The 26,245-nt window shown below is 48.1% G+C and carries 28 protein-coding genes and 1 pseudogene; 12 read left to right on the top strand and 17 right to left on the bottom strand.

The genetic code is table 11. The features are described from left to right. Nucleotides 1–196: 196 nt before the first annotated feature. A complete protein-coding gene (folE2, locus tag ACTHSN_RS03930) occupies nt 197–970 on the bottom strand; it encodes a GTP cyclohydrolase FolE2 (RefSeq protein WP_107791863.1) in 774 nt (257 codons plus the stop codon). 178 nt (nt 971–1,148) lie between these two features. Between folE2 and ACTHSN_RS03925 the strand changes: the two genes are divergently transcribed. From ACTHSN_RS03925 to ACTHSN_RS03910, 4 genes are all read left to right on the top strand, one after another. Further along, nucleotides 1,149–2,306 carry a trans-sulfuration enzyme family protein gene (locus ACTHSN_RS03925; RefSeq protein ID WP_070461793.1) on the top strand — a complete coding sequence of 386 codons (1,158 nt, stop codon included), beginning with the start codon at nt 1,149–1,151 and terminating at the stop codon, nt 2,304–2,306. Between the two features lie 70 nt (nt 2,307–2,376). Next, the gene (locus tag ACTHSN_RS03920; protein WP_070461795.1) at nt 2,377–2,820 is read left to right on the top strand and encodes an META domain-containing protein; all 444 of its coding nucleotides are present in this window, start codon (nt 2,377–2,379) and stop codon (nt 2,818–2,820) included. Nucleotides 2,821–2,918: 98 nt separating this feature from the next. Continuing rightward, on the top strand, nt 2,919–3,698 hold the full coding sequence (locus ACTHSN_RS03915) for a ferredoxin--NADP reductase (protein WP_070461797.1): 780 nt from the start codon (nt 2,919–2,921) through the stop codon (nt 3,696–3,698). A 262-nt stretch (nt 3,699–3,960) separates the two neighbouring features. Next, the gene (locus ACTHSN_RS03910; protein ID WP_440365092.1) at nt 3,961–4,968 is read left to right on the top strand and encodes an adenosine deaminase; all 1,008 of its coding nucleotides are present in this window, start codon (nt 3,961–3,963) and stop codon (nt 4,966–4,968) included. 49 nt (nt 4,969–5,017) lie between these two features. On the opposite strand, the gene bioB is transcribed toward ACTHSN_RS03910, so the two are convergent. After that, a complete protein-coding gene (gene bioB / locus ACTHSN_RS03905; protein WP_070814209.1) occupies nt 5,018–6,070 on the bottom strand; it encodes a biotin synthase BioB in 1,053 nt (350 codons plus the stop codon). 217 nt (nt 6,071–6,287) lie between these two features. On the opposite strand from bioB, the gene miaA reads away from it, so the two are divergent. The 3 genes from miaA to hpnC are packed head-to-tail and all read left to right on the top strand — an operon-like array spanning nt 6,288 to nt 8,824. Beyond that, the gene (miaA, locus tag ACTHSN_RS03900; protein WP_440365091.1) at nt 6,288–7,229 is read left to right on the top strand and encodes a tRNA (adenosine(37)-N6)-dimethylallyltransferase MiaA; all 942 of its coding nucleotides are present in this window, start codon (nt 6,288–6,290) and stop codon (nt 7,227–7,229) included. Nucleotides 7,230–7,232: 3 nt separating this feature from the next. Continuing rightward, a complete protein-coding gene (gene tadA / locus ACTHSN_RS03895; protein WP_440365090.1) occupies nt 7,233–7,955 on the top strand; it encodes a tRNA adenosine(34) deaminase TadA in 723 nt (240 codons plus the stop codon). Nucleotides 7,956–8,008: 53 nt separating this feature from the next. Continuing rightward, the gene (gene hpnC / locus ACTHSN_RS03890; RefSeq protein ID WP_315116235.1) at nt 8,009–8,824 is read left to right on the top strand and encodes a squalene synthase HpnC; all 816 of its coding nucleotides are present in this window, start codon (nt 8,009–8,011) and stop codon (nt 8,822–8,824) included. 48 nt (nt 8,825–8,872) lie between these two features. Here the strand turns inward: hpnC and htpX are convergent, their stop codons facing one another. The 8 genes and pseudogenes from htpX to surE form a co-directional block, all read right to left on the bottom strand. Continuing rightward, nucleotides 8,873–9,712: a protease HtpX gene (htpX, locus tag ACTHSN_RS03885; RefSeq protein WP_315116237.1), complete on the bottom strand. Its 840-nt coding sequence runs from the start codon at nt 9,710–9,712 to the stop codon at nt 8,873–8,875. 189 nt (nt 9,713–9,901) lie between these two features. Further along, nucleotides 9,902–10,810 (bottom strand): oxygen-dependent coproporphyrinogen oxidase, encoded by a 909-nt coding sequence (hemF, locus tag ACTHSN_RS03880; RefSeq protein WP_440365089.1) that lies wholly within the window; start codon nt 10,808–10,810, stop codon nt 9,902–9,904. A 185-nt stretch (nt 10,811–10,995) separates the two neighbouring features. Then, nucleotides 10,996–11,379, bottom strand: a complete 384-nt coding sequence (locus ACTHSN_RS03875; protein WP_002219725.1) for a hypothetical protein — start codon at nt 11,377–11,379, stop codon at nt 10,996–10,998. 4 nt (nt 11,380–11,383) lie between these two features. Next, nucleotides 11,384–11,479, bottom strand: a pseudogene (locus ACTHSN_RS03870) (deaminase domain-containing protein); the annotation flags it as partial. Between the two features lie 29 nt (nt 11,480–11,508). Next, nucleotides 11,509–12,042, bottom strand: a complete 534-nt coding sequence (locus ACTHSN_RS03865; protein ID WP_036491269.1) for a C40 family peptidase — start codon at nt 12,040–12,042, stop codon at nt 11,509–11,511. Between the two features lie 43 nt (nt 12,043–12,085). Continuing rightward, entirely contained in the window at nt 12,086–13,609 is a 1,524-nt protein-coding gene (locus tag ACTHSN_RS03860; RefSeq protein ID WP_440365088.1) for a phospholipase D family protein, read from the bottom strand. Between the two features lie 78 nt (nt 13,610–13,687). Next, complete coding sequence (locus ACTHSN_RS03855; protein WP_070461814.1) at nt 13,688–14,599, bottom strand: peptidoglycan DD-metalloendopeptidase family protein; 912 nt, start codon at nt 14,597–14,599, stop codon at nt 13,688–13,690. Nucleotides 14,600–14,692: 93 nt separating this feature from the next. Further along, nucleotides 14,693–15,448, bottom strand: coding sequence for a 5'/3'-nucleotidase SurE (surE, locus tag ACTHSN_RS03850; RefSeq protein WP_070461816.1), 756 nt, complete (start codon nt 15,446–15,448; stop codon nt 14,693–14,695). Between the two features lie 98 nt (nt 15,449–15,546). Here surE and ACTHSN_RS03845 point away from each other — a divergent pair, with 98 nt between their 5' ends. Further along, complete coding sequence (locus tag ACTHSN_RS03845; RefSeq protein WP_004520298.1) at nt 15,547–15,885, top strand: hypothetical protein; 339 nt, start codon at nt 15,547–15,549, stop codon at nt 15,883–15,885. A gap of 55 nt (nt 15,886–15,940) precedes the next feature. Here ACTHSN_RS03845 and ACTHSN_RS03840 read toward each other — a convergent pair whose 3' ends face one another. Together ACTHSN_RS03840 and ACTHSN_RS03835 are read right to left on the bottom strand one after the other, a co-directional pair. Continuing rightward, nucleotides 15,941–16,309 carry a rhodanese-like domain-containing protein gene (locus tag ACTHSN_RS03840; RefSeq protein WP_070461818.1) on the bottom strand — a complete coding sequence of 123 codons (369 nt, stop codon included), beginning with the start codon at nt 16,307–16,309 and terminating at the stop codon, nt 15,941–15,943. A 112-nt stretch (nt 16,310–16,421) separates the two neighbouring features. Further along, on the bottom strand, nt 16,422–16,757 hold the full coding sequence (locus ACTHSN_RS03835; protein ID WP_003686488.1) for a carboxymuconolactone decarboxylase family protein: 336 nt from the start codon (nt 16,755–16,757) through the stop codon (nt 16,422–16,424). A 128-nt stretch (nt 16,758–16,885) separates the two neighbouring features. Between ACTHSN_RS03835 and ACTHSN_RS03830 the strand changes: the two genes are divergently transcribed. After that, the gene (locus tag ACTHSN_RS03830; protein ID WP_070461820.1) at nt 16,886–17,842 is read left to right on the top strand and encodes an AraC family transcriptional regulator; all 957 of its coding nucleotides are present in this window, start codon (nt 16,886–16,888) and stop codon (nt 17,840–17,842) included. Between the two features lie 101 nt (nt 17,843–17,943). Here the strand turns inward: ACTHSN_RS03830 and typA are convergent, their stop codons facing one another. Continuing rightward, nucleotides 17,944–19,755, bottom strand: a complete 1,812-nt coding sequence (gene typA / locus ACTHSN_RS03825; protein WP_070461822.1) for a translational GTPase TypA — start codon at nt 19,753–19,755, stop codon at nt 17,944–17,946. 419 nt (nt 19,756–20,174) lie between these two features. On the opposite strand from typA, the gene bfr (ACTHSN_RS03820) reads away from it, so the two are divergent. Then, entirely contained in the window at nt 20,175–20,639 is a 465-nt protein-coding gene (bfr, locus tag ACTHSN_RS03820) for a bacterioferritin (protein ID WP_070461824.1), read from the top strand. Between the two features lie 29 nt (nt 20,640–20,668). Next, complete coding sequence (gene bfr, locus ACTHSN_RS03815) at nt 20,669–21,142, top strand: bacterioferritin (RefSeq protein ID WP_003680736.1); 474 nt, start codon at nt 20,669–20,671, stop codon at nt 21,140–21,142. 120 nt (nt 21,143–21,262) lie between these two features. Here bfr (ACTHSN_RS03815) and ACTHSN_RS03810 read toward each other — a convergent pair whose 3' ends face one another. Then, nucleotides 21,263–22,378, bottom strand: a complete 1,116-nt coding sequence (locus ACTHSN_RS03810; protein ID WP_070644858.1) for a methyltransferase — start codon at nt 22,376–22,378, stop codon at nt 21,263–21,265. Nucleotides 22,379–22,604: 226 nt separating this feature from the next. Between ACTHSN_RS03810 and ACTHSN_RS03805 the strand changes: the two genes are divergently transcribed. Then, complete coding sequence (locus tag ACTHSN_RS03805; protein WP_070644856.1) at nt 22,605–24,398, top strand: 2-isopropylmalate synthase; 1,794 nt, start codon at nt 22,605–22,607, stop codon at nt 24,396–24,398. 83 nt (nt 24,399–24,481) lie between these two features. On the opposite strand, the gene ACTHSN_RS03800 is transcribed toward ACTHSN_RS03805, so the two are convergent. The 3 genes from ACTHSN_RS03800 to ACTHSN_RS03790 all read right to left on the bottom strand — a co-directional run bounded on the left by ACTHSN_RS03800 (nt 24,482) and on the right by ACTHSN_RS03790 (nt 26,233). Beyond that, on the bottom strand, nt 24,482–24,814 hold the full coding sequence (locus ACTHSN_RS03800) for a hypothetical protein (RefSeq protein ID WP_070461830.1): 333 nt from the start codon (nt 24,812–24,814) through the stop codon (nt 24,482–24,484). Nucleotides 24,815–24,911: 97 nt separating this feature from the next. Then, nucleotides 24,912–25,397 (bottom strand): 5-(carboxyamino)imidazole ribonucleotide mutase, encoded by a 486-nt coding sequence (purE, locus tag ACTHSN_RS03795; RefSeq protein ID WP_003686478.1) that lies wholly within the window; start codon nt 25,395–25,397, stop codon nt 24,912–24,914. An 80-nt stretch (nt 25,398–25,477) separates the two neighbouring features. Further along, nucleotides 25,478–26,233: a tetratricopeptide repeat protein gene (locus ACTHSN_RS03790; protein ID WP_440365087.1), complete on the bottom strand. Its 756-nt coding sequence runs from the start codon at nt 26,231–26,233 to the stop codon at nt 25,478–25,480. Nucleotides 26,234–26,245: the final 12 nt, after the last annotated feature.

Genomic DNA, 26,245 nt, shown 5'->3' with positions numbered 1-26,245 from the left:
GAGGAACCGTCATTATAAATGATGGAAAAACAATCGGCTTAATTTATGTCAAATATTGCGAGAGAAATCTAATACTTTTGAATTATATCGAAATAGGGTTGCCCATATATGACCGATAGTCTCATGTTATCGTTCAATTTATGCCAAAGGCCGTCTGAAATTTTCAGACGGCCTTTGTTTCTATTCGGCTCGGCTTTTAAGGATAAGCGATATAAGCGTAAGCGGAATGGTTGTGTATCGATTCGAAGTTTTCGCTTTCGACAACAAACGATTCAATGCGTTTGTCGGCAATCAACGCAGTGGCCACATCGCGAACCATGTCTTCGACAAACTTAGGATTTTCGTATGCTTTTTCCGTTACATACTTCTCGTCAGGGCGTTTGAGCAAACCGTAGAGCTGGCAGCTTGCTTGCGCTTCGACGTAATCGATGATTTCTTCAATGTCTACATCCGCGTTTGCAATCAGGCTGACGGTCACATGCGAACGTTGGTTGTGCGCGCCGTATTGGGAAATTTCTTTGGAACACGGACACAATGAAGTAACCGGAACCATTACTTTCAGATTGTGGCTGTATGTGCCGTTTTTGATTTCGCCGGTCAGTGTGACATCATAGTCCAGCAGTGATTGGATGCCGGAGACGGGCGCACTTTTCTTGCGGAAAAACGGGAAGGAAACGCTGATTTTGCCGGAATGCGAATCCAACAGGGCAACCATATCGGCAGTCAGTTTGTGCAGCGTATCGAAATCCAAAGCATCGGTTTGTTTTTCCATCAGGGCGACAAAGCGCGACATATGCGTGCCTTTTTGGTCGGCAGGCAGGAAAACCGTCATGGTCAGGCGGGCGACGGTGGATTGTTCGCCTTCTTTGCTTTTGAGGGAGATTGGAAAGCGCAGGTCTTTGATGCCGACCTGATTAATCGGCAGGTTGCGTAAATCGCGGCTGGATTGCACGTCTGCAATGGCGTTCATGCGTGGTATGTCCTTCATGATAGGATTGTTGAGATGCGTGTGGAGGGAATCGGCTCGTGTCGGCCGATTTGCAAATGCGAGATTATATCACTTGCTTTATCCGCCTGCATTGATTGTTTCTATTTTTCAGATAGTGATAAAATCTTCGATTATTCACATCTATATAGGCAGAGACCAAATGAAATTCGCCACGAAAGCCATTCATTCCAGCTACGATTGCGACGAACACAACCGTGCGCTGATGCCGCCGATTTATCAAAACAGTATGTTTGCGTTGCACGAGATTGGCGAAAATGTGCCTTACCGCTACTCGCGCCTGAGCAACCCGACCCGTCAGGTTTTGGAAGATACCGTTGCCGATTTGGAGCATGGTGCGGCCGGTTTTGCGTTTTCCAGCGGCATGGCGGGGATTGATGCCGTGTGGCGCACTTTCCTGCGCCCGGGCGATACCATTGTCGCCGTCGCCGATATTTATGGCGGCGCTTATGATTTATTGGTCGATGTTTATCAAAAATGGGGTGTAAACGTTGTTTTTGCCGATTTGGGAAATCCGGATAATTTGGACGAGTTGCTCAAAGTACACAATGTCAAACTGGTTTGGCTGGAAACGCCGTCCAATCCGCTTTTGCGCTTGGTAGACATCAAAGCGCTTGCCGCAAAAGCCAAAACAGCCGGTGCGCTGGTCGGTATCGACAATACTTTTGCTACGCCGTATTTGCAACAGCCGTTGGATATGGGCTGTGATTTTGTGTTCCATTCCGCAACCAAATATTTGTGTGGCCATTCCGACGTATTGATGGGTGTAGTCGTTGCCAAAACCAAAGAGCTGGCTCAGCCTTTGCACGACATGATGGTTCATACCGGCGCGATTGCAGGTCCGATGGACTGTTGGCTGGTGTTGCGTGGTATTAAAACGCTGGCCTTGCGCATGAACGCCCATTGCCAAAACGCACTCGAAATCGCACGCCGTTTGGAAGCCCATCCTGCCATTGAAAAAGTGTTCTATCCCGGCCTGCCGTCGCACGAACATTACGAACTCGCCCAAGCACAAATGCCCAAAGGCATCGGCGGCGTGGTTACGGTTTATCTCAAAAACGACACGCGTGAAGCGGCCAATAGCGTGATTAAAAACATGAAACTGGTCAAAATGGCTTCCAGCCTCGGCGGCGTGGAAAGTCTGGTCAACCATTGCTATTCCCAATCCCACAGCGGCGTGCCGCATGATGTGAAAATGGAAATGGGCATCAAAGTCGGCCTGCTGCGTTTCTCTGTCGGTATTGAAGATGTGGACGATATTTGGAACGATATTTCCAAAGCATTGGATACGACTTTGTAAATAAGGCGTAAAGGCCGTCTGGAGGTAAATAGTTTTTCAGACGGCCTTTAGTAATACATAAGGAATAGATATGAAAACATTATTCGGCGCATTGATAAGTATGGTAGTTTTGGCAGCTTGTACATCTCCTTCAGCATCTAAGCCTGAACAAGCCTCTAAAGTGCAGGTACAAACTCAACAAGCTGCGCAACCTACTTTAGCCGCCAAATGGCGTGTTGTCGCTTTCAATAAATTCACTGAAAAAGAATTGGCAGATAAAAACGCCTATTTGGATTTCAGCAAAATGCCTAAGGCGTATGGCAAGATGGGGTGTAACGGTATGATGTTCCAAGCCAATACGATTGGTTCGGACAAAATTGATTTTGGCCATATTGCGGTAAGTATGATGCTGTGTGAAGACATGAAGCTGGAAGATGCGTTTTTGCGTAAACAAAGCGTGTGGAACTATCGTTTTGACGGTAACGATTTGATTTTGGAACAAAAAGGCATCAGTATCCGTTTGCGCCGTGAATAATCTTAAAGGCCGTCTGAAAATAAATATTTCAGACGGCCTTTTGAATCTTTATAATAAGCCCTATTTGAAACTGATACCGAATATCAAGGAAACCTATTATGGCAGCTTCTCCAGAAGCCAAGTTTACCGAAGAAAAAGTCTTGTGGATCAAACACCATACGCCTAAGCTGATGACTTTTGCCATCAGCCGCCCTGAGTCCTACCGTTTTTCAGCAGGGCAGTTTTCTCGCCTTGGTTTCCGTGACGGCGAGGGCTTTATTTGGCGCGCGTATTCCGTCGTGTCTGCCGAATACGCCGATACGCTTGAGTATTTCGCAGTATTAATCGAAGGCGGCCCGATGTCGGCGCGTTTTGCTGCGATGAAAGAGGGCGACACTATTTTATTGGATAAAACGGCTACCGGTTTCCTCTTGCCCGAGCGTTTCCCCGACGGAAAAGATTTGGTCATGCTCTGCACGGGTTCCGGCATTGCGCCTTTCCTTTCCATTATCGAGCAACCTGAAATCTGGCAGCGTTTCGACCGTTTGGTTTTGGTGCATTCAGTTTCTTACGCCGACGAGTTGATTTTCAACCAACGCCTTGCTGATTTGAAAAAGCATCCGCTGATTGAAGAATATTTCCATAAATTCACTTTTGTTCCGGTCACTACGCGTGAGGAAACGGAAGGCGCATTGAGCGGCAAACGGATTCCCGAATTGCTGAAGAATGGAGGCTTGGAAGAAAAAATCGGCTTCAAGTTCACCAAGGTCGATACGCGCTTTATGGTTTGCGGCAATCCGGCAATGGTCAAAGACACTTTCCAAGCCCTGATGGATTTGGGCTACGCCATGCACCGCAACCGCATCCCCGGCGAAATCATGATGGAAAATGGTTTTTAACAGGTAAATGTTCAAAGGCCGTCTGAAAGTTTCAGACGGCCTTCAATATTAAATATAAACCGAAAATTAGAGAAAATGAGACCTTTGCAAAAATAGTCTGTTAACGAAATTTGACGCATAAAAATGCGCCAAAAAAATTCAATTGACTAAAACCTTCCTGATATTGAGCAAAAAATAGGAAAAATCAGAAAGGTTTTGCATTTTGAAAATGAGATTGAGCATAAAATTTTAGTAACCTATGTTATTGCAAAGGTCTCAAAATATGAATATCAAACAAATTATCCAAGCCCTGCCCAAAGCAGAGTTGCACGTCCACATCGAAGGGACGTTCGAGCCGGAGTTGATGTTTGAAATCGCCAAGCGCAACCACATAGCGATTCCTTATGAAAATGTCGATGCGGTACGGCAGGCTTATGATTTTCACAATTTGCAGTCGTTTTTGGATATTTATTATGCCGGTGCCGGCGTATTGTTGCACGAGGCGGATTTTTACGATTTGACCCGCGCGTATCTTGAGCGTTGCCATGAAGACAATGTCGTGCATACGGAAATATTTTTCGATCCGCAAACCCATACTGTGCGGGGCGTGGCGTTTGAAACCGTGATTAACGGCATTGTCCGTGCCTGCCGTGAAGCCGGGCAGCAATGGGGCATAAGCACGCGTTTGATTATGTGTTTCCTGCGGCATTTGTCGGAAGAAAGCGCATTTGAAACGCTGTATCAGGCTTTGCCTTATAAAGAACACATCATCGGCGTAGGCTTAGATTCAAGCGAACTGGGGCATCCGCCGTCCAAGTTCGAGCGCGTGTTTGCGCAGGCGCGGGCGGAGGGTTTGTTGACAGTGGCTCATGCCGGAGAAGAAGGCCCTCCCGAATATGTTTATGAGGCTTTGGACTTGCTGCATGTCCGCCGTATTGATCATGGCGTACGGGCGGAAGAAGACGAGGTGTTGATGGCGCGTTTGATTAAAGAGCAAATGCCGTTGACCGTTTGCCCGTTGAGCAATTTGAAATTGAAAGTATTTTCGGAGATGGCAAAACACAATTTGCGCCGTATGTTGCAACGCGGCGTGTTGGTAACCGTCAATTCCGATGATCCGGCGTATTTCGGCGGCTATATGAACCACAATTTTGAAGCGCTTGCCGAGGCATTGGATTTGAGTGCGGAAGAAACCAAAACCTTGTGCGCCAATTCGTTCCGCGCTTCGTTTTTGAGCGAGGCGGAAAAGGAAGAATGGATACGGAAGATTGAAAGTTTTGATGTTGAATAACGATAAAAGGCCGTCTGAAAAAGTTTCAGACGGCCTTTTATGATGGCGGTTAATAGTCAACTTTGATTTTGGGCGTTTCCTGCGCGGCTTTGTATTCTTCTTCCAATTCAAAGCGCAGCGGATACAAATTCAATTTTTCCATCAGCAGGCGGTCGCCGTCTTCGTCCGGATTGCCCGTAGTCAGCAGCTTGTCGCCGTAGAAAATCGAGTTTGCGCCAGCCATGAAACACATGGCCTGCATGGATTCGGGCATATTGCTGCGGCCTGCGGAGAGGCGGACGTAACTGTGCGGCATGGTAATGCGTGCGACGGCGATGGTACGGACAAATTCCGTCCAGTCCAAATCTTCGGCATCGGCCAGCGGCGTGCCTTCTACTTTGACCAACTGGTTGATCGGCACGCTTTCAGGCTGCGGGTCGAGGTTGGCAAGACTGGCAATCAGGCCTGCGCGTTCGGCGCGGGTTTCGTTCATGCCGACAATGCCGCCACAGCAGACTTTCAAACCGGCATTGCGGACTTTGCCCAAAGTATCCATGCGGTCTTCGTGTTTGCGGGTGTGGATGATGTCGTTGTAGCGGTCGGGGTCGGTGTCGAGGTTGTGGTTGTAGTAGTCCAAACCGGCTTTTTTGAAGTCTTCCGCCATGCCGTCTTCGAGCATGCCGAAGGTGCCGCACACTTCCATGCCCAAGCTTTTCACCGCGCTGATGATTTCGGAAACGACAGCCACGTCTTTAGGTTTAGGGCCGCGCCATGCCGCGCCCATGCAGAAACGGCTGGCACCGCGCGATTGGGCAATTTTGGCTTTTTCGACGATTTCGTCCACGTCCATCATCTGCTCTTTGCCCAGATTGGTGTTGTGGTGTGCCGATTGCGGGCAGTAGGCGCAGTCTTCGGGGCAGCCGCCGGTTTTGATGGAGAGTAGGGTGGAAAGTTGGATTTCGCGCGGATTGAAGTTTTGGCGGTGGATTTCGGCGGCTTGGAAAACGAGGTCGAGGAAAGGCAGTCCGAACAAAGCCTCGACATCGCATTTTTTCCAATAACGCGCAGTCGGATGCGGCTTGCGCTCGGTTTGACGGCGCAAGGCTACGGGAGATACGGTCATAGTGTGTTCTTTCGTGTTTACAGCGGCGCAGTGTCGCTGACGGCTTGACTGCCGGCGCAATGACGGCAGCAGCAGGTTTGAAATCAATATAAAAGGCCGTCTGAAACGGCGCAGCAAGTGTAACGCTTTTGATAATGTAGGGCAAATGTTTCAGACGGCCTGAAATATGGTCTGCCCGGGTTTGCTATAATCGCATTTTTAATTTTTCCGTTTTCTTATGAACGCGCCCAAAGCCTTCGCCGTACTCGGCCCGACTGCCGGCGGTAAAACCGCACTGGCCTTAAATATTGCCCAATCGTTGCCGGTGGAAATCATCAGTTTGGATTCCGCGCTGGTGTATCGCGGTATGGACATCGGTACGGCCAAGCCGACTGCCGAAGAGCTTGCCGCCATACCGCATCATTTGATTGATATTATCTCGCCGCTGGAAAGTTACAGCGCGGCGGATTTTGTCGGCGACTGCGTGCGCTTGGTGAACGAAATACATGCGCGCGGACGCTATCCGCTGATTGTCGGCGGCACGATGATGTATTTCCATGCGCTGACGGAAGGTTTGAACGATTTGCCCAGCGCGGATGCGGCGGTGCGCGCACAGCTTCAGGCGGAAAAGAACGAACACGGTCTGGCAGGACTGTATCGCCGTTTGCAGGAAGTTGACCCGATTACGGCAGGCCGTCTGAAAGCCAATGACAGCCAGCGTATTGAACGCGCTTTGGAAGTCTATCTTCTGACCGGCAAGCCTTTGAGCGAACATTTCACAGAGCAGAAGCAGGCTGTGCCTTTATTGGATTTATGCACGGTTGCCCTTATCCCCGAAGACCGTCATTTGTTACACCGCCAAATCGAAAAACGCTTTTTAAATATGCTGGAACACGGTTTCCTCGATGAAATGCACGCCTTACGCCGCGTTTATCCGCAACTGCATGCGGATATGCCGTCTATGCGCTGCGTGGGCTACCGTCAGGCTTGGGATTATCTCGAAGGCGAAACAGATTATGACACCTTTGTCGAAAAAGGCATTGTTGCCACGCGCCAGCTTGCCAAACGCCAGTTGACCTGGTTGCGAAAAATTCCTTTGGCGCACACGCTAGACCCTTACGCAGACAGTGATTATGTTCAGACGGCCTTAGCCTTGGCGCGACGGCATTTTCAGGAATAATCCATGCTGACCACGCCACCACTTGCGCCTAAAACATTGGCAGCATTAAAAGAATTAGGTATTTACACACTGGAAGATTTGCAAAAAATCGGCGCAGTCCGCGCGTTTCTATTGCTGAAAGCGTCGGGTTTGACCGTAACCAAAAGCACCTTGTGGCAACTGGCTGCGTTGGTTTCGGGTGTGGATGTCCGGCATATTTCCGAGGAGAGAAAGACTGAGCTGGGCGAAGCATTAAAAAACCATCCGCCTGTTGTCGTTTTCCCTTCGCAAAACGATATGGAAGCCTTTATGTGGTTGGCGATAGAGCAGGCCAGACAATCGGCAGCATTGGGCGAAGTACCCGTTGGCGCGGTCATCGTATATCAAGGCGAGGCAATCGCAGCGGCACACAATACCTGCATTGGCGACCACAATGTCAGCCACCACGCCGAAATCAACGCGCTTGCCGCCGCAGGAAAAGCCTTGCAAAACTATCGCTTGGAAGATTGCGATGTGTACATCACCTTAGAACCTTGCGCCATGTGCGCATCTGCCTTGATACAGGCGCGGGTCGGGCGCGTGATTTATGGTGCGGCCGAACCCAAAACCGGTGCGGCAGGCAGCGTGGTCGATTTATTTGCCGACAAACGTCTGAACAAGCATACTGCAATTTTCGGCGGCATATTGGCGGATGAATGCCAAAGCGTATTGCAGGATTTCTTTGCGGCCAAACGGAAGGCCGTCTGAATTTCAGACGGCCTGTCGGCAAAAATACTTTATTTTAAATTTTCGGATTTCCCATGTCAGTCAATCATTACGAAAATTTCCCAGTCGGATCCATTGTGCTGCCGCGCCGTTTGCGTAAGCCGGTTCACGCCGTTTACGCTTTTGCACGGACGGCGGACGATATTGCCGACGAAGGCAATGCAGAAGCAGCCGAACGCCTGCGCCAACTGGACGAACTGAAATCAGAGTTAGACCGCATTGCACAAGGCGGGAAACTGCAAACGGCTTTGATGCAGCGTTTGTATAACGAAGCGATTGAGCCGTTTCAATTGCCGTTGCAGCCGTTTTATGATTTGCTGGCGGCGTTCAGTCAGGATGTGGTCAAAACCCGTTATGAAAACTTTGGCGAATTGATTGCCTATTGCCGTTTGTCCGCCAATCCGGTGGGGCGCATTATGCTGCATTTGTACGGGCAAACCGATGAAGTGAGTATGGCGCAAAGCGACGGCATTTGCACTGCCTTGCAGCTGATTAATTTCTGGCAGGACGTGGCGGTAGATTGGCAAAAAGGACGCGTGTATATCCCTCAGGAAGATTTGCAGAAGTTCAAAGTCAGTGAAGAGCAGATTGCGGTCGGCAAAGCCGACTTTGCTTTTCAACGATTGATGGCGCACGAGTGTCAACGTGCTTTTCAAATGCTGAAGGCCGGCTCGCCGTTGGGCAAAACCCTCAAAGGACGAATCGGTTTTGAGTTGCGCATGATTATTGTCGGCGGCCAGTTGATTTTGCAGAAGCTGGACGGTTGCAAATATGATGTGTTTAACCAGCGGCCGCTGTTGGATAAAAAAGACTGGATGATTATCATCAAGCGGGCTTTGATGAAGAAATAAAAAAAGGCCGTCTGAAATTGATGTTTCAGACGGCCTTGATGTTTTCTATTAGCGGTTTTTCAAACGGTTGATGCGATTGTCCAAAGAAGGATGGGTGCTGAACCAAGAATCTTTGGCTTCGCTGGCAATGCCCATTGCCGTCATGGTTTGCGGCAAATCGCTGGGGTTGCCTTTCAAGCGTTGCAGGGCGGCAATCATTTTCGGCGCGCCCACCAGTTTTGCAGCACCCGCATCGGCACGGTATTCGCGTTGGCGGCTGAACCACATCACAATAATGCTGGCAAGGAAGCCGAATACAACCTGCAAGACCATGCTGACCATGAAATATGTGCTTTGGGAAGTGCTGCCGTCATTGTTGCGCGCCACCATGCTGGAAACGATACGCGCCAAGAAGACGACAAAAGTATTCACAATACCTTGAATCAGCGTCAGCGTTACCATATCGCCGTTGCCGACGTGCGCCATTTCATGCGCCAAAACGGCTTCGACTTCATCGCGGGTCATGTGGTCGAGCAGGCCGGTACTGACAGCGACGAGCGAGCTGTTTTTGGTTGCGCCGGTTGCGAAGGCGTTAGGCTCGGGCGAGTTGTAAATGGCGACTTCCGGCGTTTTCAGATTCCATTGGCGGGCTTGCGCTTCAACAGTTGCCAACAGCCAAGCTTCTTCTTCGTTTTGGGGCTGGTCGATGACGACGGCGCCGACCGAATGTTTGGCGATGGTTTTCGACATCAGCAGGGAGACAATCGAGCCACTGAAGCCGACGACTGCGGAATAAGCCAACAGGCTGCCGACTTGGTCGGTACTGTTGATGCCCAAGATGGCCAAAACAACACGGATGACAACCAAAACGGCGATATTGGTTGCAATAAACAAGAAAATGCGTTTCACCGATTATTCCTTTTTAGTGTGGTTTGTGAGGTGATTTTTATATGGGCGCATTGTCTCAAAAACTCTATAGAGATGAAACAGCATGATAGGCAAAGGTATGCAAATTCAAAGCAATTGAAGCAAAGGCCGTCTGAAAAGGCAGTCTCAACCAGTGAGAATCGCTTTTCAGAAGGCCTTTGATAGGTAAAACTATCTGCCGGCTTCTTCTAGCCAGTTGCGCGGTATGAGGAATTGATTGAGGCGTGCTTCGGGCGAACCCTCTTCCGGCACATATTGATACTCAAAGCGCACCAAAGGCGGCATGGACATCAAAATGCTTTCCGTGCGTCCACCGCTTTGCAGGCCGAACAGCGTGCCTCTGTCCCAAACCAAGTTAAATTCCACATAGCGTCCGCGGCGGTAGAGTTGGAAATCGCGTTCACGTTCCCCATAAGGCGTGTTTTTGCGTTTGGCCACAATCGGCAGATACGCTGCGATATAGCCTTCCCCAACTGCCTTGATAAAATTCAGGCAGGTATCGAAATCCCAGCAGTTTAAATCGTCAAAAAACAGACCGCCCACGCCGCGTGTTTCGTTACGGTGTTTCAAGTAGAAATATTCGTCACACCATTGTTTGAATTCAGAATAAACCGATTCGCCAAATGGCGCGCATACGTCTCGCGCTACGGTGTGCCAGTGCACAATATCTTCTTCAAACGGATAAAACGGCGTCAAATCAAAGCCGCCGCCGAACCACCAAACCGGCTCGGCATTTTCAGGATAGGCAATAAAAAAGCGTACATTGGCATGGCTGGTCGGGACATAAGGATTTTTCGGATGAATGACCAGCGACACGCCCATGGCTTCAAACGCCGCACCCGCCAATTCAGGACGATGGGCAGTGGCAGAAGCCGGCATTTTGCTTCCCTTTACATGCGAAAAATTCACACCGGCCTGCTCGAATACCGCGCCGTTTTTTAATACGCGTGTTTTACCGATGCCCAGTTTCCCCGTCCATGCTTCATGCACAAATTTGGCTTCGCCATCTTCTTGCTCCAGCGCGGCGCAGATTTGGTTTTGCAGGGTTTTGAGGAGGGTTAGAACGGATTCTGTGTGCATGATATATCCTTGATGGTTTCGTATTTGTAAAATGACAGGGCGGAAGATGATTTAAGTTTTTGAAACTAATTGTTATTTTTCTGTTTTCTTTATTATGGGTAAATTTTTGCATGGGCGTATCTTGCAATCAAGCGTTACTCATCGGCAATAGATTGAAAGGTATTACGGGGTTAAAAATACAGTTGCTACTCTTGCTGCATGATATTGGCAAGATTTAATTTAAATGTTTGTTGAATCTTGTTTACATCCTTAGCAAAAATATGATAATCACTCGAAGAATAGATAGATTTTATTCTATCCAAATTAGTTTGTTGATAACATTTTTTCATTTCCGCGATGAAAAAATTATCTTTTCCTCTTTCATTGAGACAGTTATTTTCTAACAGATAGATTGCCCATGCTGTAAAAATAAATGTACTATCTTCCGGATATTCAGATAAATAAATTTCGAATTCAATTATAGAATATTCAGCTGCTTCAATTAATGTTATATCTAAATCTCTGACAAATTTTTCCGTTATATTTTTAAATAATTTCTTGAATTCTATATAATTTTTTATTTTTTCCATGATTCTATTTTCCTGTAAAAATATTTAATTGAATATTTGGATAGCGATTTCTAAACTCTAAAATAACATTGCTGCAAGATTGACAGGCCTTTAATGATGATATTGCGATACCTTTCAGATGGCCTTGATTTATTCAGTAAAAAAGGTATGTGCGCCCAAATAGTTTTTGGCATAAAACGGGGTGGAAAGTTTTTCGGTTTTGATGGTTTTGCCGCTGCTGGGGGCGTGGATGAATTCGCCGTTGCCGATGTAGAGGCCGACATGGGAATATTTGTGTGCGCCGCCGGTGTTAAAAAAGACCAGATCGCCGGCTTTTAATTTGTCATCGGAAATTTTACGGCTGGCGGCGGCCATATCGCGTGCGGTGCGTGGCAGGTTGACGTTGAGGGCGTTTTTATAGACGAATTGGATCATGCCGCTGCAGTCAAAGCCTGTGGCTGTGGTACTGCCGCCCCATTTGTAGGGCGTGCCGATCAGACCCATGCTGTGAAGCATCAATTCCTGTGAACCTTGTGTGCGGTCGATATGGGAAATGCGGACAGGTTGGACTTTTCTGGCGGTTGTTTGCGGCTTGTGGGATTTGTGCTTGCCGGTGGTGCCGCAAGAGGCCAACAATAGGCCGGCGGTACAAACAAATAGGGTTTTGCAGATGAGTCGAGACATGATGAATTCCTCCGGCCGCATGATTTATGTTTTCAGACGGCCTCTATAATAATCCTTCTATAGGCAGGATGGACAAGATTTTTGAAGTAACCCGTTTCCAGAATTTGGCTTCTGGTTCTTGTGCGTAAGTTCGTTTTTCACTTGGGTCATACCAGTATAGTTTATTGTAATTGCCAAGCGTTACCTGATAGGCGTAGTTTGGGGTGGTCGTAACGAGGGTGCGCTGCATTTGGCCTGCGATTTCGGGACTTTCGATGACGACACCCATTTCGGTATTGAGCCGTGCGGAACGTGGGTCGAGGTTGAATGAGCCGATGAAAATGCGTTTCTCGTCTACGATGAATGTTTTGGCATGCAAGCTGGTGGCGGAGCTACCGGTCAAGCCGCGGTCTTTAGAGGTCGGAACGGCATGATTGGGTTGGAGTTCGTATAGTTTGACCCCGGCTTTGAGCAAGGGCTTGCGGTATTTGACGTAACCGGAATGGACGGCGGCAACGTCGGTTGCTTGAAGCGAATTGGTCAAAACGGTAACGTCTACGCCGTTGTGTATCAGCTTTTCTATGGCTTTGACACCTGATTTTGTGGGCACAAAATAAGGCGAGACAAGGTAAACGCTTTTTTCGGGTTGCTTGAGGGCGTCTTGTAGGCGTTCGGAAATAGGCGGTTTATGCCGGTCACGGTCTAAGCCTTTGGCCGGATCGTCGCTGATTAAACGTGTGCTGACGCTTTGCCACTCCATAAGGTTACTCTGTATTTTTTGATAGAGGTTGGAGTGTTCGATGCTTTGACGGTAGCGGATGAGCGTTTGGTTTTTATCTTGGTCGGTGTAATTAAGCTCTGCCAATCCTTTTTGCAGGTTTCCCCGTTTGATGACGCTGGTCGCGTTATAGGCGGAATGGCTTGCCCAGTAGCGGTCGAAGTCTAGGGAAACTTCTGTTACTACGCGGCCTGTGGCGAGGATATCGAGGTCGGCAAAGATGGTATCGTCGTTAACCTTAAAATATTCGTCGCCGATATTGCGTCCGCCCAAAATGGTGGCACGGTTGTCGGCGGTAAACGATTTGTTGTGCATCCGGCGGTTAAGTCGCGGAAAGTCAGCAACGTAGCCGAGTGCACGCCATTTTCTGAAAATAAAGGGATTAAACAGACGGACTTCAATATTGGGATGATTGTCGAGTGCCAGCAGGAGATCATCCATGCCGTTGGTGTTGTTGTCGTCCAGAAGCAAACGCACACGGACGCCGCGTTCAGCTGCACGATGAATCAGGTTGAACAGAAGCTTGCCGGAGATGTCGTTGTGCCAGATATAGTATTGTAAATCGAGGGTATGGTCGGCGGATTCAATCAGGGTAGCACGAGCGACAAAGGCTTCATGGGCATCGTTCAGCAGATAGATATGGGAAACATCAGTCTTGGAGGATGTAGAAGGAATACCTAATGCGCTGTCCAGCCGCGGGGTTGCAGGTATGTCAAGATAACTGCTTTGGGTGCGTTCGTCCAATGATGGCAAAAACGCGGCGCAACCGCCCAATAGCAGGGTATAAAGAAAGGGAAGATGAAATTTCATGGGAAACCGGTACAAACAATCCCTACCTAAATGACATTTAGGCAGGGATTGAATTGAAATTAGGTTGCTTGAATCAGCTTAGAAGGCAACATAATTTGCCGGATTGACCGGTTTGCCGTTTTGACGGATTTCAAAGTGCAACTGAGTACGAGATGCATCGGTATTACCCATGTGCGCAATGGTTTGACCGCGTTTAACGGTTTGGTTTTCATTAACCAGCAGACGTTGGTTGTGGCCGTATGCGCTCAAGAATGAGGAGTTGTGTTGGATGATGACCAAGTTGCCGTAACCGCGCAAGCCTGAGCCTGCGTAAACGACTTTACCGTCTGCCGCTGCAACGACAGGCTGACCTTGTGTACCAGCAATATCCACGCCTTTGTTGCTGCCGCCGAAGTTGGCAATAACGTTACCGGTAGTCGGACGCTGCCATGTGATGCCGCTGACGTTGCGGCTGCTGCCGGTAGATACGGTTGGTGTATTGGCAGGAGTGCTTGGAGCCGGAGCAGTGGTTGTCGTTGTTGGCGTAGAAGGTTTGCTTGCAGAAGCTGCAGGTGCAACGTAGCCTTCAGGTTTCACGCGCAGGGTTTGACCAATGCTGATGGTGTTGTCGGCCAGGTTATTCCATGCACGCAGATTGTCTTGGGTAATATTGTAACGTTTGGAGATGTTGTAAACGGTATCACCACGAACAACGGTATGTGTCGCTGCATTAATATCAACAGGCGCGTAAGAAGGCGTGTAAGTGCCGGTGCTGCCGCTGTTGTATGTTGGAGCAGGTGTACTTGCCGGCGGAGTGTATGGAGCATCTGCCGCTGGGCTGGTGTTGGTATTGTAAGGCGCTGCGCCGTAAGGATTGTCAACGGTAGAGCCTGTTGTTGAACCACCGCTTTGTGTGCCGACGACTACAGGAGCCGGTTGTTGGCTGGCACAGGCTGCAAGTAATAAAACCAAAGCTGCCGATCCGGCATAAGATACACTTTTTTTCAACATGTTAATGACTTTCGTATTCGGGTAATTGTTCTCGTCGAGGCATATCATAATAAAAATATGCTTGATTCTCAAGTGTTCGGCTGTTAGGGACTGTTAAGGCGCAGGGATTTCTGACCAAAAGGAAGCAGTTTGCTCCATTTGTCCGTAGGCAGTCAAATCGACTTGCAGGGGGGTTATCGTGATGAAGCCGGACGCGCATTCGCCAAAGTCGGTACCTTCTTCGCTATCGGAAACATCGCCGACCGGCCCAATCCAATAAATTTGTTCGCCACGTGGATTATACATGGGAACAATGCTTTGTTCATGATGACGGCGGCCGAGCCGTGTAATTTTTATGCCTTGGATATCCTCAGGTGCGACGGCAGGGATATTGATGTTCCATAAGATGGGTTCGGAAATAGGGCGTTTGAGAAAGTAGGAAAGCAGTATCCAAGCGGCTTTTTCTGCGGTTTCCCAATAACGGCCGCTGGAGTCGGCAAGTGAGAAAGCAATGGCGGGAATGCCCATCAGGTAGGCTTCCGTCGCGGCGGCAACCGTACCGGAATAAAGCGTATCGTCGCCCATGTTTGCGCCGTTGTTAATGCCGGACAAAACTAAGTCGGGTTTGAAATCGGCGAGGGCGTGTTGGCCGACATGAATGCAGTCGGTGGGCGTACCATTCACATAGTAAAACCCGTTTTCCGCCTGTTTCAGTTGTAAAGGACGGTCTAAAGTCAGGGAATTGCTGACGCCGCTGCGATCGCGTTCGGGCGCAACCACCCTAACATTGGCAAATTCCGAGCACACTCTTGCCAAAATAGCCAAACCGGGCGCAAGATAACCATCGTCGTTTGAGATTAATATGTTCATGTGACAATATTGTGTCTATCGGTAAGATAGGCCGTATTGTACTGGTTTGCTTGAGCGATTGTCCATGAATCGGCAACGTTTGGGCGGAAAGGATAATAATGAAACATTATGAGTTAGACCCCAAAGCTTTATTGGGCGGCGTGATTGCTTCAGACGGCAATCAGGAGATTGTTCAGCTTTCACTGCAGAAGAATAATGAAATTCCGGCATATGAGGCGGATGCGATTATTTTGCTTTTGGTTTTAAACGGCAAAGCCGAAATCAAAACGGTGGACGAAGTTTTGCAAACCGAAGGCTTGCAAGTTATCCGTCTTGAGCCAATGGAAGCGCATAGCATTCGCGCGTTGGCCGATAACACCAATATTTTGGTTATCAAACAATTGATTCATGAAACAGGTCTCAGCAAACGTTTGAGATTTGGAAGTTGCTGTCTGTGATGTCAATAAAGGCCGTCTGAAAAGTATCAGACGGCCTTTTTAAAATCAACCAGATTTATTTCAAACCTTTTTTCACCAAGTCTTCATAACCGCCATGGTTGGTTACGTTGGTGTAGCCCGCTTTTTTCAGCTCAGTCAGCGCGGCTTCTGCACGGCGGCCACTGCGGCAGTAGAGGTTGACCGGTGCGTTTTTATCCGGGCTGACGGATTTGATGCGGTCAACGATTTGGTCATGCGGAATATTGAGCGCACCTTGCAAATGGCCTTCTTTAAATTCTTCGGCAGAGCGGACATCAATCCAAACGCCTTTTGCTTTTGCAGGTTGTGCCGCAATTTTTTCAATTTTAGGCATAGAGGCAGCGGAAGCGGCCAAAGGAGTGGCAACAGCGGCGGCAAAAAGTACGGCGGTCAGCAGTTTCTTCATGGTTCAATCTCCTATTAGACAGAAAACAATATGATAACTTTATCAGTTTAGCATTTCATCAGGCCGTCTGAAAGGGGAGTTGGCTTTCAGACGGCCTGATTTTACAAACCGATTAGCGTTGGGTTTCTACTGCTTCCAAAGCGCGCAAAGCGTAGGTATAAGCGGCACCTGCATTCAGAGCGATAGCGGTGGCCAATGCGCCGGCGATTTCGCTTTCGGTTGCACCTGCTTTAGCTGCAGCGGCAGCATGCACGCTGATACAGCTTTCGCAACGTGTGGTAATGGCAACGGCGATGGCGATCAGTTCGCGTGTTTTGGCATCCAGTGCTTCGGCAGCGGCTGCTTGATCCAGTGCGCCGTAGGCTTGCAGCATTTTAGGATGGTTTTTACCCAGTTCACCGAATGCTTTTTTTACCAAGGCGGTATGTTCAGGCCAGTCTTTAAACATGATATGTCCTTTCTTAATGTGAGTGGATAAGATAAAAAATCCTATCCGTTTGTGTTTAGTGTGTGTATTATTGCAATAATTGGAAGAATAAAATCGTCAAAACATCTCATTTATTGGTAAAAAACACTATGGATATTTTGGATAGGCTGGTCGAATTGGCGCAGGTAAAAGGCAGCGTGGATGTTCAATGTCTTTTTCGGGGGAAGTGGTATGTGCGGCATGAGCCCAAGCGTGCGCATGGTTTGGTGCATATCGTAACTGCCGGTTCGGGTTATATCCGAATTGATGGGGAGCAAGAGGCAAGGCTGCTGAGTGCGGGGGATGTCATTTTTTTCCCGCGTAGTGTAGGGCATACTTTGAGCAGCGATAGCAGTTGTGAAAATCTTGGTGTTAATGTGCTGACGAGTGAAAAAGGCGCATTTAAAGTCAAGCAAAGTCATGCAGGAGGCGATGCGGCTTTGCATCTTTTCTGTGCACGGTTTGAATATGAAGCGCAGGCGGATATTATGGCGGGGCTGCCTGATACGGTTTTACTGAATATCAACCATCCTTCTTTGCAGTATTTGGTGGCGTTATTGCAATATGAGAGCGGTCAAGCTTTGTCAGGTTCGGTAGCGGTTGTGAACGCATTGGCTTCGGTGTTGTTGGTATTTCTACTTCGAGCCAGCCTAGAGAAAAATGGGGAAGCGCAATTAAGCGGTTTGCTGAATGGTTGGCAGGATAAACGCCTGCGGAATCTGCTTCAGGCAGTAGTGGATAAGCCGGAAGAGGAATGGAATATCGAGAAAATGACCGCGATGGCCAACTTATCTCGCGCCCAGTTGATGCGGGTATTTAAGCAGCAGACGGGAACAAGCCCGCATGCCTTTGTAAACAGTATCCGCTTACAGCAGGGGGCATTATTGTTGAAACAGACGGCGGATTCGGTTTTATCGGTTGCGCTCTCGGTGGGTTTTCAATCGGAAACGCATTTTGGCAAGGCATTTAAAAAGCAATATGGGATATCGCCGGGGCAATATCGAAAAAATGATCGCGCTGATGAAGCGGCAGTACAAGCGGAAGAAATACCGATTTACTTTATTTGAACAGATGATAAAAGGCCGTCTGAAAGTGTGAAAATGAAATCTAGGATTTCTAAAACACTTTTCAGACGGCCTTAATTTTAAAACGTATCAATCAAACAGAATTAGTCCAGTTTTTTGAAATGACGGCGACGTTCCAATTCGCTCAGGTAGCGTTTACGCAGGCGGATGGATTGTGGCGTAATTTCAACCAGTTCGTCATCGTCGATGAACTCAACTGCGCCTTCCAAAGTCAATTTGATCGGCGTAGTCAGGCGCACGGCTTCATCTGTACCGCTGGCGCGGACGTTGGTCAGTTTTTTACCTTTCAGAGGGTTTACCACCAAGTCGTTGTCGCGACTGTGAATACCGATAATCATACCTTCGTAGACTTTGTCGTTTGGAGAAACGAACATACGGCCGCGGTCTTCCAAGTTCCACAGGGCGTAAGCAACGGCTTCACCTTGCTCTTGAGAAACCAGTACGCCGTTGTGACGGCCGGGCATATCAGGTTTAACCGGAGCATAGTCGTCAAAAACGTGGCTCATCAAGCCGGTGCCGCGGGTCAAAGTCAGGAATTCGCCTTGGAAACCGATCAGACCGCGTGCAGGAATGTGGTATTCCAGACGGGTACGGCCATTACCGTCGCTTTCCATATTGGTCAATTCGCCACGGCGACGGCCAAGCTCTTCCATAACGGCACCTTGGTTGTCATCAGGTACGTCCACGGTCAGGTTTTCGTAAGGCTCGCATTTTTGACCGTTGATTTCACGGAATACCACGCGCGGTTTACCGACTGCCAATTCAAAGCCTTCACGGCGCATGTTTTCCAACAAAATGGTCAGGTGCAATTCGCCACGGCCGGAAACGCGGAATACATCAGCGTCGGCAGTATCTTCAACACGCAGGGCAACGTTGGTCAGCAATTCTTTTTGCAGGCGGTCGCGGATTTGGCGGGAAGTCACGAATTTGCCTTCAGTACCGGCCAAAGGAGAAGTATTGACCATAAAGTCCATGGTCAAGGTAGGCTCGTCCACGCTCAACATAGGCAAGCCTTTAGGATTGTCTTTGTCGGTAATGGTTACGCCGATACCGATGTCTTCGATACCGGAAATAATCACGATATCGCCGGCTTCAGCTTCTTCCAAAGGTACGCGTTCCAAGCCTTGGAAGCCCAACAGCTGGTTGATGCGGCCTTGGGCAACTTGTTCTTCATGATTCATCACGGCAACAACTTGGCCGGGTTTGATGCGGCCGTTCAGGATGCGGCCGATACCGAGGCGGCCGGTATAGTTGTCGTAGTCCAGTTGGGAAATTTGGAGTTGCAGCGTTTCGTCCGCGCTGCCGCTTGGTGCAGGCGTGTGTTTCAAAATGGTCTCGAACAGAGGACGCATATCGCTGCTCTCGTCGTTCTCATCCAGTTTGGCAAAGCCGGACAGGCCGGAAGCATAGACGATAGGGAAGTCCAATTGTTCGTCGGTTGCGCCCAGGTTGTCGAACAATTCGAATGTTTGGTCGATAACCCAGCTTGGACGGGCAGACGGTTTGTCGATTTTGTTGATAACAACGATAGGTTTCAGACCCAAAGCCAAGGCTTTTTTGGTCACGAAACGGGTTTGCGGCATAGGGCCTTCTTGTGCGTCAACCAACAGTACGACGCAGTCAACCATGCCCAATACACGTTCCACTTCGCCACCAAAATCGGCGTGTCCCGGGGTATCTACGATGTTGATGTGGTAGCCTTCGTATTCGATGGCGGTATTTTTAGCGAGAATGGTAATGCCGCGTTCTTTTTCAAGATCGTTGCTGTCCATGACGCGTTCTTCGACTTGCTGGTTGGAACGGAATGTACCGGACTGGCGCAGCAATTGGTCAACTAATGTGGTTTTGCCATGGTCGACGTGGGCGATGATGGCAATATTGCGGATTTGTTTCATGATAATTTATAAGGTTTAGCTGGTTGCTTAAAAAAAAGATAACTGGCGATTATAGCACGATTCGCAAGTGATGACGGAATGGGAGATTCAAAAAAATCAGGTAAAAGCAGTTGAGAATAATTCATAATTAAATTTGATTGATTTTGTTGGATTATTTGCTTTTATTTATGGTTAACGAATGTAAATGTTTTTGAATAATGCAATGGATTCTTAATACTAATGTCAAAAAATTGTTATTAAAAACAGGGGATTAATTTTTCAGACGGCCTTTTAAGCGGGTTAAATTTTTTGATAATTGTTTGTATTTTAAATAGAAAATTTGTCAAAAGTGCTACTTGTGCATACAATTACCTCATTCCATAACAACACACGAATCTTCATTTCGTGATTATCAACTTTTAAAAGAAAGAGAAAGAATTATGCAAGGCAACCAAGCAGTTATTGATTACATGAACGAATTATTGTCTGGTGAGTTGGCTGCTCGCGACCAATATTTTATCCACTCTCGCCTGTACTCTGAATGGGGTTACACCAAACTGTTCGAACGTTTGAACCACGAGATGGAAGAAGAAACCACTCACGCCGAAGACTTCATCCGTCGTATCCTGATGTTGGGCGGTACGCCTAAAATGACCCGTGCCGAACTGAACATCGGTACTGACGTAGTCTCTTGTCTGAAAGCAGACTTGAATACTGAATACGAAGTACGCGATGCGTTGAAAAAAGGCATCAAATTGTGCGAAGAAGCTCAAGACTACGTTACCCGCGATTTGATGGTTGCCCAACTGAAAGACACTGAAGAAGATCACGCTCACTGGTTGGAACAACAACTGCGTCTGATCGAATTGGTCGGCGAAGGCAACTACTACCAAAGCCAACTGTAATCTAGCCTATAACATATAAGGAGCTGAATATGAAAGGCGATCGCTTAGTTATTCGCGAGCTGAACAAAAACTTAGGTTTGTTGCTGATTACCATTAACCAATACTTCCTGCATGCCCGCATTTTGAAAAACTGGGGTTTTGAAGAATTGGGCGAACACTTCTTCAAACAATCCATCCGCGAAATGAAATCCGCAGACGATTTGATCGAGCGTATTTTGTTCTTGGAAGGCCTGCCTAATCTGCAAGAATTGGGTAAACTGTTGATCGGTGAATCTACCGAAGAAATCATTGCCTGCGATCTGAAAAAAGAGTATGAAAAACATGATGCTCTGGTTGCAGCCATCGCTCTTGCAGAAGAGCAACAAGACTACGTCAGCCGTGATTTGTTGGAAAAACAAAAAGACATCAACGAAGAACACATCGACTGGCTTGAAACTCAGCAGGAATTAATTGGTAAAGTTGGTTTGCCAAACTACCTGCAAACAGCGGCGCAAGAGGACTAAAACACAAACCACTGCCAAATATAGCAGTCCCTGCTCCCATCAACGGCATATCTTTACGATATGCCGTTTTCTTTTGTGGAAATGCTTAAAGGCCGTCTGAATGTTCAGACGGCCTTGATTTTATATCGCTTTCAAACAGTATAGATAAGTAGTTTCCTTGTTTCTGGCAAACGCCAAAGGATCGGATTCATCTATTGCTTTTTTGTGTTGCGGTTTGGTTTTCAAAATATCGACTACATTGAGTGAGGCCGTCTGAAAGCATTGGTTTAGAAAGTCTTTATCACGCAAATGCAAGTGTTCTGCCAAATCTGAAATAATCAGCCAAGCTTCGCCGTTTGGATTTAAGTGATGACGTACGCCGTTGAGGAACGCAGTCAGCATGGCATGATTGGGGTCGTAAAGGGCAGTCTCAATAGCGGAGGTCGGTTTTGCCGGCAGCCAAGGCGTATTGCAGACGATAAGGTCGGCGCAACTTTCGGGAAATAAATCAATCGATTGAATGTTTACGGCTTTATCAAGGCCTAGGCGTTCGAGGTTTGCTGTGGCGCAGCCTATTGCTTTTGGGTTGGTGTCTGTAGCAATGATGTCGGGTACGCCTCGCTTGGCCAAAATGGCGGCAATAACGCCTGAGCCGGTGCCGATGTCAAAGGCCGTCTGAATATGGGGAGCGAGTGGTGCTTGGGCGATTAAATCCAAATATTCGCCACGCAGTGGAGAGAATACGCCGAAAGGAACATGGATTTTTCCGTCTAGCTGCGGAATATCTATACCTTTTTTGTGCCACTCGTGCGCACCGATAAAGCCCAGTAATTGATTCAGCGGCAAGAGAAACGGTTTGTCGTTTGGTGTATCGTAAACATCGCACAGGGCGGCGTAGATGTCGGGTGCACGTGCATTATCCAGTTGAAAATTCGGTTGGATTTCAACGGCAAGCATATTGAGCAAACGACTTTGTTGCGCCTGTTTCATACGGTGGGCGTGAAAGGCCGTCTGAATATCGGCAGGTGCGCCTTTCTTTTTTTCAGACGGCCTGCGGATACGTTTTTTCATTGCAGATAAGACTTGCTTGGCATTGTGAAAATCGCCAGTCCAAACGGTTGCAGTTTGCGCGTGGGCATTTTTTAAAATTTCTGCTGCGCCTGCTTCTTGGATGTAAACTGCCTGCTTAGGTGGCTTTTGTGTACTTTCATTGCGCCATTCAATGTTGGAGCGGTTGGTAGGGATGGTATAGGGCATAATGCGCTTCAAATCGAGGAAATAGGGGATTAGTTTACTATATTTAGGATGGGTTCGGTTTGAGATGGGCTTTTAATAGTCTGAATTAGACAAAATGTATAAAAATTTCTCAAGTTTTAAAATTTAAGCTAATATTTTTATAAAAACAGATTGTCGTTTTGTCTAAAATGAGTATAATGCAAAACCAGAATACAATAATCTTAATCAGATTTGGACAAGGAACATCATGCAATTAGACATTGACCGTTTGGTTGCCTATTTTGGTGGCGTAAACGCGCTGGCCGAAGCCCTGAAACAGCACGACCCGGAAAATGCTGCAACGACGGCGGCTATCTATAAATGGCGTACACGCGGTTCCCTGCCTTTGGCTCAGTTGCAAAAACTGACCGCTTTGGCGGAAGTGCAAGGCAGACCGCTTGATTTGAATGCTTTTTTACAAAAAAACGAATCTCTGGAGAGAACAGAAATGACACAAACCAACCGCGTTATCATTTTCGATACCACCATGCGCGACGGCGAGCAGTCGCCCGGTGCATCCATGACTAAAGAGGAGAAAATCCGTATTGCCCGCCAGTTGGAAAAGATGGGTGTTGATGTGATTGAGGCAGGTTTTGCAGCAGCCAGTCCGGGCGATTTTGAATCGGTTAATGCGATTGCCAAAATCATTACCAAATCTACAGTTTGCTCATTGGCGCGTGCCGTTGAAAACGATGTGCGCAAAGCAGGCGAAGCTGTTTCCCCTGCTCCGAATAAACGTATTCACACTTTTATCGCTACCAGCCCCATCCACATGGAGCACAAACTGAAAATGAAGCCGCAGCAGGTCATCGATGCGGCGGTCAAAGCGGTAAAAATTGCCAAAGAATACACTGACGATGTGGAATTTTCTGCCGAAGACGCAGTGCGTTCGGATTTGGACTTCCTTGCCAAAATCTTTACGGCGGTTATCGAGGCAGGCGCAACCACCATCAATATACCCGATACTGTCGGCTACTCCATCCCTTCCGTATGGTACGAGCGTATCAGTAACATCATCAAAAGCGTGCCCAACGGCGACAAAGTAGTTTGGTCGACCCACTGCCATAATGACTTGGGTATGGCGGTTGCTAACTCATTGGCTGCTGTTCAGGCAGGTGTGCGTCAGGTGGAATGTACCATCAACGGCTTGGGCGAACGTGCGGGTAATGCCAGCCTTGAAGAAATCGTGATGGCGTTGAAAGTGCGCCATGATTTGTTTGGCTTGGAAACCGGCATCGATACCACGCAAATCGTACCGGTATCCAAACTAGTATCTACTATCACCGGCTATCCGATTCAGCCAAACAAAGCAGTAGTCGGCGCAAACGCCTTTGCGCACGAATCAGGCATCCATCAAGACGGCGTGTTGAAACACCCTGAAACCTATGAAATCATGACTGCCGAATCAGTCGGCTGGTCAACCAACCGCCTGACTTTGGGTAAACTCTCCGGCCGTAATGCTTTCAAAACCAAGCTGGCAGATTTGGGTATCGAATTGGAAAGTGAAGAAGCGTTGAATGCGGCATTTGCACGCTTCAAAGAGCTGGCGGATAAGAAACGCGAAATCTTTGATGAAGACCTGCACGCTTTGGTGTCTGACGAAATGGGCAATATGAATACCGAAAGCTACAAATTCATTTCCCAAAAAATCAGCACTGAAACCGGCGAAGAACCGCGCGCCGATATTGTGTTCAGTATTCGCGGTGAAGAAAAACACGCTTCCGCTAGCGGCTCAGGCCCTGTTGATGCCATCTTCAAAGCCATTGAAAGCGTAGCACAAAGTGGCGCAACTTTGCAGATTTACTCTGTCAATGCGGTGACGCAAGGTACAGAAAGCCAAGGCGAAACTTCAGTCCGCCTGCAGCGTGGCGATCGTGTGGTTAACGGTCAAGGCGCAGATACCGATGTGTTGGTGGCGACTGCCAAGGCTTATCTGTCTGCACTGAGCAAATTGGAATTCGGTCAAGCCAAGCCTAAAGCACAAGGCAGCGGCATGATTTGATTTATTGAAAAAAGTAAAGGCCGTCTGAAATCGTAGTGATGCGTTTCAGACGGCCTTTTTTATTTGGTCAAAAAATAGTTTGTTTATTGAAGTTTAAGCAGTCGGTCTTGTTCAACAGACAATACGCCGTTTACTTTTTTGAAATAGGCAATGGCATCTTCAATATTGGTCTTGGAAGCCGGACGAATAGCAATGCCGTTCAGGTTTTTGTATTCGTAAACCAAAGTTGCACCAGAGGTTTTCACTGCTTTTAGCAATGGCGCAGAACCAGTTTGGGCATCATAGAAGATAATCAGGTTGCCGGTTGTATCTTGGGTTTGTTGCTGAGATGGAATAGCAGTTAATTGAGTAGGAGTGCTTGGGCTTTGACAGGAACAAAGCAGGGTGGAGAGTAGGACGAATGCTAGGATTTTCATGGCATTAATTCAATTTGATAAAAGAAAAAAGGCCGTCTGAACAATCGTAAAACAAAATCAAAGTTTCTCTTTACAACTTTCAGACGGCCTTTGTTCCTTATGCTTCAGGCAATTCCATGGCTAGAACGGTTTGTTCTTGTTTGGCACGGAAAGCAGCCAATTTTTCAGCCAATTCAGGATTTTCGTTGGCCAAAAGTGAAATGGCAAACAGCGCTGCATTGGCCGCGCCTGCTTCGCCAATGGCAAATGTGGCAACAGGAACGCCTTTGGGCATTTGCACAATCGAAAGCAGGGAGTCTTCGCCGCGCAGATATTTGCTGGGAACGGGAACGCCCAAGACGGGAACCGTGGTTTTGGCTGCAACCATGCCTGGCAAATGCGCTGCGCCGCCTGCGCCGGCAATGATGGCTTTGATGCCGCGTTCGCGTGCGGTTTCGGCGTATTCAAACATCAAATCAGGCGTACGGTGTGCAGAGACGACACGCGCTTCGTATTCAACGCCGAATTCTTTGAGAAATTGTGCTGCCTGCTGCATCACCGGCCAATCGCTGTTGCTGCCCATAATAATGCCGACTTGGATCATGAAGAGTTCCTTTTGCTTGAATGGATTAAGGGTAAAAAAATATTCAGACGGCCTTGGGGATGACAAGGCCGTCTGAACGTTTATCTTTGTTTGAGACTGATGGAAGCACGTTTTGCCGCTTCACTATTGGGGAAGCTTTGTATCAGTTTGCGCCATGTGCTGCGGGCGATGTCTTTTTGTTGCAGTTTGTATTGGCATTGGCCGATGCTGTACATGGCATCGGGAGCTTGCGGGCTGTTGCGGAATCGGTTGGCGTAGCGGTTGCCGATTTCGATAACGGATTCGCAGTTACCCAGACGTTGTTGGCTTTGCAGGAGCAGATACATATTGCGGCGGGCAATTTCGCTGCCGTTGCCGCCGTCAGCCTCTTTCAAAATGGCCACTGCGGCGGAATAGTTGTTACGCTGATAGTATTTTTGCGCCTGATTATAAAGGCGTAATTCGTTTTGTGCGGCTGAGTCTGTTTCAGACGGCACGCCGCCGCCATTTGCCAAATAGTTCATTTTCAGCTTGCGGTCGTCTAATCGCTGGGCCTTGGGGTTGGAAGCCGAAGTAGTCGGACGCTTTATGGTTCGTTGTTGTTCCAATGTGTGCAAGCGTTGATTTAATTCTTCAACCGTGCGTTCCAGTCGGGCAATTTGTATACCTAAGTGGTCAATCTGGGTTTGTGCGTCCAAACGCGGATAGGGGATACTTTTTTCGTGCAAAGGCTCATGCGGAATATCCGGCAGGACAAAGTTGGGATTGTCGGCAGATTGGGGAGGGTGGGAAACAGCGCATGATGCGGCCAATAGAGTAAGCGGCAAAAGAAACAGGGAATGTGATAATGTTTTCATCGGATTGTGTCG

It is taken from the genome of Neisseria sp. P0009.S010 (assembly GCF_051958545.1).
In the GTDB taxonomy this organism is placed as follows: domain Bacteria; phylum Pseudomonadota; class Gammaproteobacteria; order Burkholderiales; family Neisseriaceae; genus Neisseria; species Neisseria subflava_A.
This window is presented reverse-complemented; position numbering and strand designations above follow the sequence as displayed.